The following is a 15922-nucleotide window of genomic DNA, read 5'->3' on the forward strand; positions in this document are numbered from 1 at the left end:
GCTTCCGGCCGGGGCGCACGTACACATCAGACGTCGTCGTCCAGGCCCTCCTCGCGGCGGATCATCCGCCAGGCGGCCTTGCGGGCGCTGCGGTCCAGGGTGGACTTGAAGCCCTTGTCGGGGCCGAAGTACTGGCGACCCATGCCTGCGATGGTGTCGATGTGGTCGGCCATCTTGTCCGCGAAGACGTTGTCGAAGACGAGGCCGAAGTTCTCCTCGTCGTTGACGACGGCTGCCGCCCGCACCTTCGGGTCGGCCTTTGCCTCCTCGAACGGGCGGATGACGTCCTGCTCGGTGAACTCGGTGCCGAAGCGTTCGTTGAAGTCGTCGATCAACTTCGAGAGCAGCGACTTCTCCGCCTCCTTGGCACCACCCGTGCCGTCACCGAAGCCCTGCATCGTCGTCGGCCCCTCGGAAGTGAGGGAGACGTCGTACTCGCCGGTCTTCTCCACCCGCATGTGGCTGAGGTCGATCTCGCCGATGTCCACGCCGCCGTCCGCCCGGCGTGGCAGCCGGTTGAGGAGGTAGCGGCCGTAGAGGTGCAGCCGCTCCAGCTCGGCGTCCTGGTAGGGGACGATCTGCGCGAGGAAGCCGTATTTCCTGACGTAGTCGTTGAGGGCGGCACGGAAGTCCTCCGCGGCTTCCTGGTCGTCCGTGTCCTCGCTTTCGAGCAGGAGCGTGAAGCGGGCGACGGCGGGGGACAGCTGCCGGTACAGCTCGGCGTGCAGCTTCTCCCACTTGGACTGTGAGCCCGCGGCCTTCTCCTTGGCGGCGAAGTACGCGGCGGCGAACTCGTCCATCTCCTGCCCGGACAGGATCGCCGCCTGCATGACCCGGCTCTGCGCGGTGTAGAGCAGGTTGGGGTCGGAGGGGAGGGTGTTCGCCTCCTCGAAGTACGGGCGGAAGGAGTCCTGTATGTCGCCTGCGTCGTTGACGAAGTCCAGGACCGCCAGGTCCGCCTGGGTCTTGCGCTCGGCGGTCCGGTTCAGCCGGGACAGGGTCTGGACGGCGGAGATACCGGTCAGCGACTTGTTGACGTACATCGTGGTCAGCAGCGGCTGGTCGAAGCCGGTCTGGTACTTCTCCGCCACGACCAGGATCCGGTACTCGCGCTGGCCCGCACCACCGGCCCGGACGGCCTTGTCGTCGGCACGCGTGTACGCGAATGCCTTCGGCAGCGCGCTCTCCGACAGCCCGCCGTTCTCCTTCGGCTCGGTGGTCTCCTCGCCGTCGAGGGTGAGCGAGCCGGAGAACGCGACGAGGAGACCAAGGTCGGGGTACTTGGTGTCGTAGTCCCGGTCCTTGAGGTAGCTCTTGATCGCGCGAGCCATCTCCACGGCGGACTGCCGGGAGGCGGTCACCACCATGGACTTGGCCCGCCCGCCGAGACGCCCCCGGCTGTGTGCCACGAAGTGCTCCACGATCACCTGGGCGTGCTGGGCGACCGTCGAGTCATGGGTGAGCGCGTACCGGGCGAGCAGGCTTTTCGCCTTCGACGGGTCGACCTCCCGCTCGTCGGGGTTCTGGTTCACCAGCTTCCAGTACGTGTTGTACGTGACGTAGTTGCGCAGCGGGTCGAGGATGAAGCCCTCCCCGATCGCCTGCCGCATGGAGTACGTGTGGAAGGGCCGGTAGGCCGCCTTGCCGTCGATGTCCTGGAGCGTGCCGAAGAGTTCGAGGGTCTTGGCCTTCGGCGTGGCGGTGAATGCGAAGTAGGAGAGGTTCGCGGCGCGGGAACGCTGCTCGGCCCTCTTCTTGAGCTGCTCGTCGAGGGTGGCGGCGGCCGGGGCCTTAACCGTGGTCGCGCCCGCGTCGTCCGAGTCGGAGTCCAGACCGAGGTCGCGCAGCGCGGAACGTACGGCGGTGGCGGCGTCACCGGACTGCGAGGAGTGCGCCTCGTCCACGATGATCGCGAAGCTGCTGCCCTGGATCTCCGTGGGATTGCGCTGAAGGTAGTCCAGCAGCGCCGGGAAGGAGTGCAGCGTGACGGTGACGATCTTCCCTGTGTCGCGAGAGAGCGCCTTGGCGAGCTGCTCGCCCTTCGCTCCGTACTTCTCGTCGATCTTCACGACGAGGCCCGCGGTCTGCTCGAAGTTGCCGACCGTTTCCCGGAGCTGGGCGTCCAGGTTGCGGCGGTCGGTGATGACAATGACCTTGTCGAAGACGGGCACGCCCGGCTTGAGGCCCTTGGCGATGGCCTCGGGGTCGAGCTCGCGCGGGTCGGTCGGGGCGTGCAGGTCGCTGAGGCGGTGCGCGAGCCAGCCGATGGTGTTCGACTTGCCCGAGCCGGCCGAGGCCATGACCAGGTAGTCGTGGCCGGCGCCGTGGGTGGCGGCGTGCGCGGTGAGCTTCTTGACCGCGTCCCACTGCTGGAACCGCGGGAATACCATCGTCTTCGTCGTGCCGCCGCCGGGCGTCTTGCTCTTGTGCAGGTGCACGAACCGCTGGAGCAGGTCCAGCCAGTTGTCCGGCTGCCAGACCTGCTCCCAGAGGTAGGAGGTCGCGTACGTGCCGTAGGCGGTGGGGGCCGGGTTGCCGGCCCCGCCGGGCTGGCCGGGGCCGTTGGAGCCGGTGTTGAACGGCAGGAAGCGGGTGTTCTTGCCCTTGAGCTGGGTGGCGACGAAGACCAGGTCCGGGTCCACGGCGAAGTTCGCAACGACCCGGCGCGTGAAGATCAGCTCGGTGGGGTCCCGGTCAGTGCGGTACTGCTCCTTGGCCTGCTCCACCCCCTGCTTGGTCAGCGGGTTCTTCAGCTCGGCCGTGGCAACCGGGATTCCGTTGAGGAAGAGGGCGAGGTCCAGCCGGTTGCCCCAGTCGGCCTGCTTGGTCGCGTACTCCAGCTCGCGGACGACGGTGAGGCGGTTGGCCTGGTAGCCGTCCAGCACGGAGTCGTGGGCGACGAGGTTGGGCTTGAAGTACGCGACGCGGAGCAGGACCCCTCGGTCCTTGACGCCGTTGCGGAGGACGTCGAGGAGCCCGTTGGTGGCGATGGCCTGGTCGAGGCGGCCGGCGAATCCGCGCTGCGCCTCGTTCGGGTCGCCGCCGTAGACGGTGAGCAGCTCGCTCCACTCGTCGGGCTGGGTCGCCCCGATGAAGGTGAACAACTCGTTGGTGTCCAGGCCGAGATCGGCCCGGTAGTCCTGCGGGCACGCCTCGCGCCAGCCGCGCTCGACCATGGCGGCGACGATGGCCTCGCCGAAGGCGGACTCCGTGTGGATGGGGCTCATGGCTACGCGGTGACTCCGTCCGTTACATTGCGCCCGCTGGCAGTGGTTACGTCGAACTGGCCGGTTACGGCGGCGGTGATCAAGGCTTGACGCCGTTCAGTAAGTAGATGATTGTGCTGCGCCACGCGAGAGCGTAGATCTTCATGCGTCTCGATTTCGCGACCCGCCGTGGCTGCCAAAACGGCCTGGGTTTCTCTGTCTGGCGTCGGCACAAGAACTCTTTTCAGCTCCCAGATATTGATCCCCTTGATAGTTGCTCCAGTGATCCGTTGCTGGATCTGGTGAGACACGAGAGGGGAGTCGAGGACTAGGCGTAGCCACTCGGCATGCACTGACCTGTTGATTGAGATGCGGGCGGCATCCTGAGTCAGGTTTGCTCCTGTCAGCTCATCAGGCACAACGGCAATTTCGCCAACGCTTCCCCGAATTGCAATAACTAGATCACCGCCCTTGAGGCGGGATCTAGCATAGTTGGCTTCGATTTCGCGAGTTGTTCGATTCAGCGAATTTAGAGACAAGCGATTGGCTGCAACGTCTCCGCCCTTCACGATGGGAACGCCATCGGTAACATTCGGTCCAGGCAAGACAATTCCATACATGATCTGCCGAAGTGGATCGGTTAGGTGCATGAGAGGTGTCCACTGCCAACCTGGAGGCAATTCGGTGCGGACGCTGCGAACACCGGCATTTAGTTGATGAGCCAATACTGCGCGCTCACGCTCGCGGACGTCCCGGTCGAACTGGCGCAGTGCGTCTCCGACGGTAGTCATGCGGGCGGTCTCGGCGTCGAGGAAGTCGGCGATGCGGCGCTGCTCATCCAGCGGAGGCAGTGGAACCCTGAGCTGCTCAATATCCGGCATGTAGATGGTTTTATGCGTCGAGCCTGTGGCGACGCGCTTCAAATCTGGACTCATGCCTCTGAGCGCGTGCAGCAAGAATCTTGGATCCAAGCGCGGTCCACAAATCCAGGTTGCAAAGTCCTGGCTTGTTGCCATGCTGGTTCCCATGATTGCCGAAAATCCGACTGAGGCCGTGCGAGAAAGGATGACGGTCCCTGCCGGATGTTCAACAGCAGCAGAGTGTGCGAGGCCAAGCGAACTGACCTTCTCCTTGGTTTCGGAGATGACGCTGACGTTTCCCGTCCTGAGTTGCCAGACGTCAGCCAAGGTGATCCATGGCACCGTGCAGTTTTCCCAGTATTCAGGAACACTTCGACTGGGCGTGTGACCGGATCCGAGACGAGCGACAAGGCGGATTGGAGCTGTCGGCCAACGGGAATGCACGAGCCACGGCGCAACGTTTGTGTCTGTCATGCCGTCACCTCACCCAGCAGCGCCTGAATCTCTGCTTCCAGCGACTTCAACTCCGCGTCGATCTCCGCCAGCGGCCTCGGCGGCTTGTACACGTAGAAATGCCGCGTGAACGGGATCTCGTAGCCGATCTTCGTCTTCGTGTGGTCGATCCACGCGTCCGGAACGTGCGGCAGCACCTCGCGCTTGAGGTACTCCTCGACGTCCTCGCCCAGCGGGACGTTCTCGTAGTCCCGCAGGTCCGCGTCCGGCTCCGCCGCACCCTTGAGCTTCTGGACCTCGCCCTCCGGGTCCCGGACGCCGATCGTCTCCCGTACCGCCTTCGCGAACGGCGCGCCCGTCGGCCACGTCAGGCCGGCCGCGACCACTGCGTCCTTGAGCGCGATGAGCGCCTCGGACTTCGTCGTCCAGGACGAGCCGAGCAACGTACTCACCGCTGCGACGAATTCCTCGCTCCGCTCTAGCTTGGCCACCGGCTTGGCCTCCGCCAGCGCGGACAGGGTCCCCTCCGTGACCTCGAAGCGGAGCTTCAGCGGGCGTTCGACGGCGATACGCTGGTAGCCGAAGTCCTCGTTGGCGAAGATCTTGACCTTGCCGTGCAGCGGGTGCCCGGGGTCCTTCGCGACCTGCAGCGCCTCCGCGTACAGCCGGGTGATGTCGCCAATATGGTCGGGGCGGCCGTTCGTCCCGTCGCCCAGTTCCTTGCGCTTGTCGCCGAGCGACTTGCGCATCTTCACCCACTGGTCGCGCGCGTCGAGCAGGACGACCTTGCCCTTGTGGTCGGCGTCCTTCCGGTTGGTGAGGATCCAGAAGTACGTCGAGATGCCGGTGTTGTAGAAGAGCTGGTCCGGGAGGGCGACGATCGCCTCCAGCCAGTCGTTCTCCAGGATCCAGCGGCGGATCTTGGACTCGCCGGACTCTGCCGCACCTGTGAAGAGCGGGGAGCCGTTGAAGACGATGGCGATGCGGGAGCCGCCCCCGCCGTTCACGTGCACCGGCTTCATCTTCGAGATCATGTGCTGGAGGAAGAGCAGCGAGCCGTCGTTGATGCGCGGCAGGCCCGCGCCGAAGCGGCCGGCGTCGCCGAGCGAGGTGTGCTCGTACTCGACCTCCTCCTTGACCTTCTTCCACTCCACGCCGAACGGCGGGTTGGCGAGGATGTAGTCGAACTTCCGGCGGGCGTGGCCGTCGTCGGAGAAGGAGTTACCGAAGCGGATGTTTTCCGGGTCCTGGCCCTTGATCATGAGGTCGGACCGGCAGATCGCCCAGGACTCGGGGTTGAGCTCCTGCCCGTACACCTCGACCGTCGCGTCCGGGTTGAGCGCGTTGATGTGGTCGTCGGCGGCGCTGAGCATGCCGCCCGTGCCGCAGGCCGGGTCCATGACAGTGCGGACGACACCGGGCAGGCTGAGGGCGTCCGCGTCGGGAGCCACCAGCAGGTTGACCATCAGCTTGATGACTTCGCGCGGTGTGAAGTGCTCACCTGCGGTCTCGTTCGACTGCTCGGCGAAGCGGCGGATCAGCTCCTCGAAGATGTAGCCCATGTTGTGGTTGGGCACGACGTCGGGGTGCAGGTCGAGGTCGGTGAACCTGCCGATGACCTGGTAGAGCAGGTTCGCGCTGTCGAGCTTCCTGACCTGCTGGTTGAACTCGTACTTGTCGAGGACCTCGCGGGCGTTGTCGGAGAAGGCGCCGACGTAGATCTGCAGGTTCTTCGCCGCGTTCTGCGGGTCGGCCGCGATCTTCCGCAGCGTGAGGTCGCTCTTGTTGTAGAAGGAGTTGCCCGAGGCCTTGCGCAAGAAGTGGTCGGTGTCGATCTCTTGGCCCGCGAACCTGGCGACGGTCTCGACGACCTTCTCGCGCGTCGGCTCCAGGACGCACTCCAGGCGGCGCAGCACGGTGAACGGCAGGATGACCTTGCCGTAGTCGGACTGCTTGTAGTCGCCGCGGAGGAGATCGGCGACGGACCAGGCGTGGTTCGCCAGCTCCGTGTGCTTACTGCTGTTCAAGAGGTCCCGGCTTCCTTCCGAAGAGCGCCGTCCGTGCGTGGGACGGCAGGGATCCAGTGTGGTCGTGTGCGGTGGGACGCGTGGGGCGTTTCAGACAGAACGGCTGCCCGGGCCAGCCGGTGGCAGGAGTACGCCCGCGGTCAGGCCAGTGGTCAGGGTGGCCGCGGCGTCGGCGGCGAGGTCGGCGGTTCGGCGGGCGGCCGCGCGGAGCTCGTGTACGCGGCGGAAGGCTGCCCCGTAGCGCCGCTGTTCCTCCAGGGGCAGCAGCGGCACGCGCAGGCGCCCCGGTGTGACGTGTACGAGGCTGCTGCCGGTCGACGCGGAGGCGATGTTGTCCTCGGCGCCGAGGAATCCGGCCAGGAACCACGGGTCGAGGCGAGTCGGGTCGGGGCGCAGGAGGTGGATGTGCTGACCCAGCAGGGCTCCGGCGTCCCGGTCGTCCGCGACCCGGGTCATCGCGGCCGCGTCGCCGCCGCCCGCGACGGCGCGTACGAGGACGTCCCCGGCGACCACGGGTTGGGCGGCATCCGCGTTGATGTCGACAGCCGTGCCGGACGGCGGGTTTCCGGCCGCGATGTCGCGGGCGGTGAGGACCGGCCGCTCCACGGCGGGGGCGTCGGAGCCCTTGGAGCCTCGGGTGCCGGGCGTCGCCGCCCGCAGCACGGTCAGGGCTCCGCCGCGTGCCAGGTCGGAGACGGTCGCCGTACGCCACTCGCGGGCCGAGGCCCCGGACGGCTGCCACCCGCCGGAGGCGGAGGAGGCCGCCAGCGCGGCGACCTGCTCGGCCAGTTGCCCGTGCAGGTCGTCAACGCGGCGGGCCAGGGCGGCCGGGTCGATGTCGGCCGCGGTCGCCCGGACATGGCGGGCCGGGGTGACGTCGACGACGTCGTCGAGGAGGTCGACGAGCGGCACCGCGCGGGCGACGCCGGGCTCGTCGGCGTAGGCGTCGGGTGCGGTGGTGAACGCGGCCCACTGGCCGAGGACCCGGTCGGTGAGCCCCGGCCAGTCGAAGGAGGCGGTGGAGGAAGAGGCGCTGGAAGAGGACGAGCCTGAGCGGCGGGGGCGTGAGCCACCACGGGTGCCGGCGTCGGCCGTGGCCGTGTCGGTGGCGGACGCCGTGCCCGGGACGCCCTCCCGCTGCTCGCCCTCCCCGTCGACGAAGAGCACATTCGTACGGTCCGTGCCGCCCGGTTCGGGGCGTTGGAACACCCAGATCTGCAGGCCGATGTGGAGCGGATACGCGGCACGCGCCGGAAGGGAGACGACGGCACGCAGGGCTCCGCCGCGGATGAGCTCCGCGCGGACGCGGCGGCCGGAGGAGCGGAAGGCGAGTGCGGGCGGCAGCAGCATGACCGCGTGGCCGCCGGGCTCCAGGTGCGCGAGGGCGTGCTGCACCCAGGCCAGTTCGGACTCGAAGCGCGGCGGAAGTCCGTACGCCCACCTCGGGTCGTAGGCCAGCTCGTCGTGACCCCAGTCCCGGTCGCCGAACGGCGGGTTGCACAGGACGGCGTCCACGGTGACGTCGGGAAAGGCGTCGTCGCGCAGGCTGTCGCCGACGCGGATCGCCGTCTCGGCTTCGGGTGCGGCCAGCAGTAGCCGGACCGCGGTGCGCCGGCCCTGGACGGGGAGCGAGTCCTGCCCGAACAGCTCCCGCGCGCCCTGCCGGGCGGCGGCAGCCAGGAGAGTGCCGCTGCCGCAGGCGGGGTCGAGGACGCGGGACGCGTCGGCGGGCAGGAGCCGTGCCATGAGCAGGGCCAGGCCCTCCGGGGTCTGGTAGACGCCGCTGACGGCGCCCTCGTCCAGTTCGCGTTCGGCGAGGACGTCGACGGCGGCCTGCGGCCCCGCCTCACGGACGCAACCCAGCAGCGCGCGGACCGCGTCCGCGTCGTCCGGACCGTAGCGGACCGGCTCGGCCTCGGGCACGGCGGCCGGAAGCTCGCGCGCGGTCTTCTCCGCTCGGGCGATCAACCGGTCGTCGGGCAGGGCGGCGAGTTCGGCCAGCTCCTCCGGGGTGCGGCGGGACGCGCCGGCCGCCAGCGGGAACAGTCGCGCGGCCACTCCCGAGCCGGGTCCCAGCAGTCGGAGCGCCGTACGCAGTTCCTCGGTCGGCGAGGCGGTGGAGGTGTGCCCGCGGCCCCGCAGCCATGCCTGGACGGCCGGCAGGTCGTAGAGCGGGCTGGATTCCGTGCCTGCGCTGGGAGCCGGGAAGTCGTCGTGGCGGCGGCGCCAGTTGCTGACGGTGGCGCGCGTGACCCCTGCGATACGGGAGATCTCGGCGGCCGTCACATGCGCTGAGGGCGCCGGTCGGGCTGGTGGCTGCTGGGGCATGGCGTGGGGCTCCGCACCTCTCGGGCCAGTAGGGCAGGGACGGTTAACACACTACAACAGTCGTCAAATTCGTCAAGCCGTTTGACAGTGCTTTCAGTGTCATGCTTATCTAGTCATGGTTCCGAGTGGAAGCGTGAGCTAACTGCGCAACCGCACTGTGGACCCGCCGACGCGAACGCCGGGGCGCCATCTGCACCCACCGCGTGCCGGTGTCCGCCCCACCCTCCGAACGAGCATCCGGCCCCCGGGAGACGCACATGACCGTGACGGAACAGCCCCAGCGCAACGCGGACGAACCCACCGACCCCGCTCGGCCGAACCCCGCCGACCAGCCCCCGCCCCTGGCCGATCTGGTACGGACCCGTCTGGGCGAGGCGGCACTCCCCGAGTCCGTGAAGGCGCTGCTGAAGGAGGCGCTGGGCGAGAACGAGACCCGTGGAACCTCCCCGGCCGGCCGGATCTACCTGGGTTCCCTCGCCGTCAACGGCTTCCGCGGCATCGGGCCTCGTGCCCGGCTGAGCCTCAGCCCCCGCCCGGGCGTCAACCTCGTCGTGGGCCGCAACGGTTCCGGCAAGTCCAGCCTCGCCGACGCCATCGAGGTCGGCTTCACCGGCACCCGGGCCCACCGGCCGGGCCAGGACGCCACGCGCGGCGGTCACTGGTACAACCTCCACAACGCCGACAGCCCCAAGATCGAGCTCAAGCTCGCGATCGAGGGCGACACCGGCAACAGCACCCTCACCCGCACCTGGACGAGCCAGGAGTTCGGCAGCTCCGAAGCGACCTTCAAGCGCCCGGGTCACGGGACCGTCCCCGTGGCCGAGGCCGGCTGGGACACGGCCCTCGCCGACCACCGGCCGTTCCTCTCGTACACCGACCTCGACCTCATGCTCACCGGCAAGCCGTCCGAGCGGTACGACGCGATCGCCACCATCCTCGGCATGGAGCTGCTCTCCACCGCGACCAACCGGCTGAGCGCGCGGGAGAAGGCCCTCGCTGCCGTCGCGAAGGAGATGAAGGACGCCCTCCCCGGCCTGAAGGACGCCCTCTACACCCTGGAGGACGACGACCGCGCCGTACAGGCCCTGCTCGCCGTGGACACCCCGGGCGCCCTGGACCTCGACACCATCGATGCCCTCGTCGCCGGTCTCCCCCCGGCCGACGACAGCCGGCTCGCCGAGCTCCGGATCGAGGCCGGGGTGCAGGGGCCCGACCTGGCGGAAGTCAAGGAGGCCGTCCGGCTGCTGCGGAACGCGCTCGCCGACGTGGAGGACCTGCACGGCACCGACGCCGAGAACGCCCGGCTGCGCGCCGACCTGCTGGAGAAGGCCCTCGCCCACGCCGACCGGCACCCCGACGGCGACGTCTGCCCGACGTGCGGAGCGGAACGGGTCCTTGGACGGGAGTGGTACGACCGCGCCTCCCGACAGGTGGCGGAGCTGCGCCACGAGGCGGAGACCGCCGAGGACGCGCACGCCGCCGTCCGGACCGGCAAGCGGAACCTCCACAACCTCATCGAGAACCCCCAGCGGATCCCGGTTGCACTGGCCGACCCGTGGAAGGTGTGGGCCGACTGCCGGCAGATCACCGACCCCGCCGAGCTCGCCCGGAGCGCCGAGGAGGCCGCCACGGTCCTCGTCGACGCCTGCGACACCGTCAGGAGGTACGCGGCCCACGAGCTGGAGGAGCGCGGCGAGCGGTGGCGTGCGCTCGTCACCCGGCTCGCCGCCTGGGCGGACAAGGCGCGCGAGACCGAGCGGGAAAAGCCTCTCCTGAGTAACCTCCGCAAGGCGGTGAAGTGGCTCAAGGACCTCTCCACCGAGCTGCGGGAGCAGCGCATGGAGCGCTTCACCGACGCCACGCAGGGCATCTGGGAGCGCCTGCGGCAGGAGAGCAACGTCGACCTCACGGCCGTGAGCCTGAAGGGCAGCGAGAAGGCGAACGTCCGCAAGCTCGTCATGGCGGCCTCCGTCGACGGTCAGGACGCCCCGGCGCTCGACGTCATGAGCCAGGGGGAGCTGCACTCCCTCGCGCTCTCCCTCTTCCTGCCGAGGGCCACGACCGCGGACAGCCCGTTCGGCTTCCTCGTCATCGACGACCCCGTGCAGTCCATGGACCCGACCAAGGTGCACGGACTCGCCCAGGTACTGCACGAGTTGGGCAGGCACCGGCAGATCGTCGTCTTCACCCACGATCCCCGTCTGCAGAAGGCGTTCACCGACCAGGAGCTGCCGGTCACGGTCTTCCAGCTGACGCGTGGCGAGGGGTCCCGGGTGAAGGTCGACTGCGTCGACGACCCGGTCGCGCAGGCCATCGGCGACGCCCGGGCCATCGCCGCCACTCCGGGGCTTCCCCCCGAGACGTACCGCCACGTGCTGCCCGGCCTGTGCCGGATCGCCCTGGAGAACGCGTTCCTCGAAGCCGCGTGGATCCGCCACCACCGCACCGGCGGCTCGGAGCACGACCTCCAGACCGCGATCGACAGCGCGGAGAGGTTCCTGGAGGTCGCGGCCTTCGCCCTCTTCGGCGACGTGAGGCGCGGTAACGACGTCACGGGGGAGGTGCTCCGCCGCTACGGAAGCCCGGCATGGTCGCTGATCCAGCAGTGCCAGAAGGGGTCCCACTCCAGCGGCGCCTCGATCCCCGACCCGCACCGCTTCGTCTCGGACGTGGAGAACCTGGCGCAGAAGATCCGCAAGCCGGAGGTGACCGCATGACCACCCCTGTTCCCGCGTCCGTCGAAGGCCTGCTGCTGACGGCCGACCGCCTCCTCGACGGCGAACTCGCCGACGCCACCACCGCCGGCCGGCACCGCGGCGCCTGCCTCGCGCTGCGGACCGCGCTGGAGCTCTGCGTCGACCGGGTGCTGGACGCCGTGATGCCCGGTCTGCCCCGCACCACCGGGCGCGCCAAGCTGCTCCTGCTGCACTCCGTCGCGCCGGCCGAAACGGCCCGGCGGGCGAAGGCCCTCTGGTCCCAGCTGAGTCTGGGATGCCACTACCACCTGTACGAGCTCGGACCCACGTACGACCAGGTGCGGGTCTGGCGGGTCGAGGCCGGCGGTCTCGTCCAGGAACTCGGCAACTGACCGTTCGTCACCGTCCGTTTTCTGATAGTTGTTTCACGGGGTACGGGCACATGCCCGTGGCGGTGTCCCCCGGCACCGCAGGGAGGACGCACATGAGCACCACCACTCGGGACGAGACCCTCGCCGGCGAGCAGCGGGCGGTGGACCACGCATACGACTGCTACACGACGAAACTGGCTGAACTGAGCGGCACCTCGGCGGCCACCGCCTCGGCGAGCGGCAAGGACGGGATCGCCAACCGGGCCGAAGCGGAGGCGCGGGCGGAGGCCTACGGAGGTCTGGGCGACGAGGCGCTGGTCTTCTCCCGCGTCGACGCCCCGGAGGACCCGAGAGGAGAGCCGCGTCCCTGGTACATCGGGCGCCGCAGCGTGCACGACTCCTCGCACGAGCCGGTGGTTCTGATGTGGACCAGCCCCCTGGCGAAGAAGTGGATCGAGACCCGGCCCGAGAACCCGGGCGAGGTGGTCCTGCGCCGGCAGCTCCGCTGCGTACAGCGGATCGTCGAGGGCTACTTCGACGAGATCTCCCCGCCGGCACCCGCTCCCGTACCCGTACCCGAGCCCGTCGGCGTACCCGAGTCCGCCGACGTACCGGCGCCCCGCCAGGCCGCCGACGACAGCCCGGCGGAGGAGGCGGACGCGTCCCCCGCCCCGGAACAAACGTCGGCCCCCACGCCCGGCGATGTCGTACGACGGCAGCGGCGTAAGGCACCCCAGCCGGATGACTTCCTGCTGCAGGAGCTCCAGCGGTCGCGCGGCGGTCGGATGAGGGACATCGTCGAGACCATCCGCCGTGACCAGATGGCGCTGGTCACCGGCTCGCCCTCGGACATCCTCGTCGTGCAGGGCGGCCCCGGTACCGGCAAGTCGGCGGTCGGTCTCCATCGGGTGACCTGGCTCGTCAACAACGAGCACTTCAAGGCCCAGGACATCCTCGTCATCGGCCCCCACCAGCGGTTCCTCGAATACGTCGGCCAGGTCCTCCCCACCCTCGGCACCCGGGACGTCAACGCCGTCCAGCTGGACCGGCTGTGGGAGGGCGAGATCCTCGGTGTGGACTCGCCGAAGGCGCGTCTGGCGAAGTCGGGGGAAGGCATGGCGGCCGTACTGCGGCGCCGGGTCGAGAGCGACTACCGTCCCGAGGCCCTCGACGCCCTCACCGTCGCCCCCTCCTACGAGGGCGACGAGCCCGGGGTCGTCGTCACCGCCGGCAGTACGACCCTCCGCGTGCCGAAGTCCGAGGTCCTCGCCCTCCTCGACCAGGCTCACGCCGGCGATGGGCCCTTCCGGGAGCGACGGGACCGCTTCCGCGGCCTGTTCGTCGACCGGCTTCTCCAAGAGCTCGCCGATGTCGCACCGCGCCGCGGACAGGCCGGCACGATCCGCCGCGACCTGGAACGCAACCGCCGGGTCGAGCGCCTCGTCGAACGCGTCTGGCCGTCCCCCGGACCCCGGGAGGCCCTGCGCAGCCTCTACGACTCGGCCGACCTCCTGCGGGACTGCGCCGACGGCATCCTCGACGAGGACGAGCAGACGGCCCTGCTGCGGGCCCGCGCCGCCAGCGCCGACGCCGACCCGTGGACCCTGGACGACCACGTCTGCCTCGAAGAGCTCGGGGTTCTGATCGGCGGGGATACCCCACCGCGATACGGCCACATCGTTGTCGACGAGGCCCAGGACCTCACGCCCATGCAGGCCCGCTCCCTGCGGCGGCGGTGTGCCGTGGGCGGCTCCATGACCGTCCTGGGCGACCTCGCGCAGGCGACGGGCGCCCACATCCCGACGAGCTGGGACCTGCTGGGCGCACTCCTTTCCGACCACGGCGACTGGAGCGTGGCTCAGCTCACCACCAGCTACCGCGTCCCCGCCGAGATCATGGAGTTCGTCGCCCCTCTCGCCCGCGTGGTCGCCCCGTCCCTGCCTTATCCACAGGCTGTCCGTGAGGCGGGCGTGGACGCCGTGCGGACCGTGGCGACCGAACCGTGGAAGCTGCTCGACGACACCGTCGCCCACGTGGCACGACTGGTGCGCACCAGCGACGGCAACAGCCCCCGCTCCGTTTCCGTCATCGTCCCCGACGACTCCGACTGGCTGGACGCCATCAGCCACCGAATCCACGAGGGCGGCGACATCGCCGAGCGCGATCGCGATGCCGTGTCCGTACTGGCCGCCGCGCAGGCCAAGGGAATGGAGTACGACCACGTCCTGGTCGTCGAGCCCGCGACGATCGCCGACCGTGGTCCGGCCGGGCTGCGCCAGCTGTACGTGGCCCTCACCCGCAGCACCCAGAGCCTGACCGTCCTGCACACCGCCGCGTTGCCGGAGGCGCTCACCGCCTCCGCGGACGACACCGAACCCGCGGCACCGGACGCCCGGCCGGCGGGCGCGGCGGAAAGCCTTCCCCGGATCGGCAGCGATGTCCGGGTCGAGGTCGTGGGCCACGTCTCTGGCGGTCGGTACAAGGTCAGGCCGTTGTCTCCGGTGATCGGTCGGCCGCTCGTGCTCACCGTCCGCCAAGGATCGGTTCCCCCGCGCCGGGGTGACGAGCTGGACTGCTGGGTGTTCGCGAACGACACGAGTCAGACGGTGCTCACCGCCGATCAGCGTGGCCGGTCGCCCGTCTCGGAACGGATGGCGGGGCGCTACCTCGCGGCGCTGGACGTGCTGGGAGAACTGACCGGCAGCGACGGCGACGTTCCCGACGCCCGCAGCCGCCTCTCCGAACTCCAGGGCATGGCCAACCGCATCCTTCGCCGGGACCAGGCTGACTGGGTCGATGTACTTCATCTGTTCGGTGATCCGGACAGAGAGCGACTCGGAGCTCTTCGAGACCTTGCCGGGACAACCAACCGTGCGATCAAGGAGGGCACTTTCGACGCAGGTCGGCTCGCGGAGGGGCTGGAAGCTTCCGGCTGGGCAGGGCCCCTCGCTGCAGCACGGCGAGAGCTTCAAGAGCGCTTCGGCACGGCGACGAAGCCGAACTCTGACGGCGCGATTCCCGTCGCCCCGACGCAACCAGATCAGAAGGAAGAGGTGCAGATGACCACCGCGGACACCGCCGACGCAACACCGGCTGCGACCACGAAGGACGGTTTCCTCCGAGCGCTGGAAGCGGCTGCCGGGGCCGACCGTACGTGCAAGAAGCACGAGGCGGTCCGTCATGCGCTGAAGGCATCACTTCTCTGGGCGGACCTCCAGCCGGCCGACTCCTCGGTCGTCGACGTCAGCTGCGTCACCCAGCACGGTCTCTTCCTCTACGAGGCCCTGGGCGCAGGCTGCTCCACCTATGTGGACCTGCGATCGGGCGCGACCCGCCTGCTCGAGATCAACCACACGCTGCCCGCGCCGGCCGACGGTCTCTACCTTGTCCTCTCCGAACCGCCTGCCGAAGACTGGTCTGTCGACACGATTCGCGACGTCTTTCGTGTCAATGTCATCTGGCGCAGCCCGACCGGCTGGGGCGGCGAGAACGCGCACACGGCCTTCGGCTCTTCCGGGGTGAGCAATCACCAGTAGCCGTCATTCAGTTCTCGCCTGCGCCTGCTGGAGCAGGCGAAGCAGAAGCAGGTGACACCGCGGGGTGGGGAGTGAAGTCGAGCAGGTCAGACGCCTGTGGCCCCTCAGGGGCGCCCGGGATCAAGCGGTTGGCGACGCTACCAGGGCTGACTACACACCCATTGCCGAGGATCACTCTCCGCTGACGATCAGCAGCACGTTCACCTGGTCATCTGGCCGGCTCCGTAAAAGGGGGCGTCGGTGCACCCAGCTTTTGAAGCCACGCACAGGTTGGCTGATACGAGCCGGTGTGTGGCGGGGAGCTGACCTTGACCAGGTTCCGTGAGAGCTGGTCCGCTTATGCGCGATAGGGCGTCGGATTCGGGGGTTGCGTTCGTGACCAGAGCTACAGCTGGAAGGCCGTGCCGCGCCACAGGCGGCCAGTCCGAACGGACCATTCCCTGCT

At 69.1% G+C, this 15922-nt stretch carries 7 protein-coding genes; 3 read left to right on the forward strand and 4 right to left on the reverse strand.

Going from position 1 to position 15922, the window contains the following annotated elements; translation table 11 throughout:
* Positions 1–26: 26 nt before the first annotated feature.
* From RIU97_RS23770 to RIU97_RS23785, 4 genes are all read right to left on the reverse strand, one after another.
* Positions 27–3227, reverse strand: a complete 3201-nt coding sequence (locus RIU97_RS23770) for a type I restriction endonuclease subunit R (RefSeq protein WP_404959599.1) — start codon at positions 3225–3227, stop codon at positions 27–29.
* A gap of 2 nt (positions 3228–3229) precedes the next feature.
* A complete protein-coding gene (locus RIU97_RS23775) occupies positions 3230–4540 on the reverse strand; it encodes a restriction endonuclease subunit S (protein ID WP_404959600.1) in 1311 nt (436 codons plus the stop codon).
* Positions 4537–6546 (reverse strand): N-6 DNA methylase, encoded by a 2010-nt coding sequence (locus tag RIU97_RS23780; RefSeq protein ID WP_404959601.1) that lies wholly within the window; start codon positions 6544–6546, stop codon positions 4537–4539. The genes RIU97_RS23775 and RIU97_RS23780 overlap by 4 nt, the downstream gene beginning before the upstream one ends.
* 90 nt (positions 6547–6636) lie before the next feature.
* The gene (locus tag RIU97_RS23785; protein ID WP_404959602.1) at positions 6637–8832 is read right to left on the reverse strand and encodes an N-6 DNA methylase; all 2196 of its coding nucleotides are present in this window, start codon (positions 8830–8832) and stop codon (positions 6637–6639) included.
* A gap of 299 nt (positions 8833–9131) precedes the next feature.
* Here RIU97_RS23785 and RIU97_RS23790 point away from each other — a divergent pair, with 299 nt between their 5' ends.
* The 3 genes from RIU97_RS23790 (at position 9132) to RIU97_RS23800 (ending at position 15477) form a co-directional block, all read left to right on the forward strand.
* The gene (locus tag RIU97_RS23790) at positions 9132–11591 is read left to right on the forward strand and encodes an AAA family ATPase (RefSeq protein ID WP_404959603.1); all 2460 of its coding nucleotides are present in this window, start codon (positions 9132–9134) and stop codon (positions 11589–11591) included.
* Positions 11588–11962 carry a hypothetical protein gene (locus RIU97_RS23795; RefSeq protein WP_404959604.1) on the forward strand — a complete coding sequence of 125 codons (375 nt, stop codon included), beginning with the start codon at positions 11588–11590 and terminating at the stop codon, positions 11960–11962. Before RIU97_RS23790 ends, RIU97_RS23795 begins: the two co-directional genes overlap by 4 nt.
* A 92-nt stretch (positions 11963–12054) precedes the next feature.
* A complete protein-coding gene (locus RIU97_RS23800; protein WP_404959605.1) occupies positions 12055–15477 on the forward strand; it encodes an ATP-binding domain-containing protein in 3423 nt (1140 codons plus the stop codon).
* Positions 15478–15922 lie beyond the last annotated feature (445 nt).

The organism is Streptomyces sp. 147326 (assembly GCF_045000215.1).
GTDB lineage: Bacteria > Actinomycetota > Actinomycetes > Streptomycetales > Streptomycetaceae > Streptomyces.

What these genes read in the sequence shown, in the direction of transcription:
- RIU97_RS23790 (WP_404959603.1), top strand. Translation starts at nt 9,132, where the DNA reads ATGACCGTGACGGAACAGCCCCAGCGCAACGCGGACGAACCCACCGAC.
- RIU97_RS23800 (WP_404959605.1), top strand. Translation starts at nt 12,055, where the DNA reads ATGAGCACCACCACTCGGGACGAGACCCTCGCCGGCGAGCAGCGGGCG.
- RIU97_RS23775 (WP_404959600.1), bottom strand. Translation starts at nt 4,540, where the DNA reads ATGACAGACACAAACGTTGCGCCGTGGCTCGTGCATTCCCGTTGGCCG.
- RIU97_RS23795 (WP_404959604.1), top strand. Translation starts at nt 11,588, where the DNA reads ATGACCACCCCTGTTCCCGCGTCCGTCGAAGGCCTGCTGCTGACGGCC.
- RIU97_RS23770 (WP_404959599.1), bottom strand. Translation starts at nt 3,227, where the DNA reads ATGAGCCCCATCCACACGGAGTCCGCCTTCGGCGAGGCCATCGTCGCC.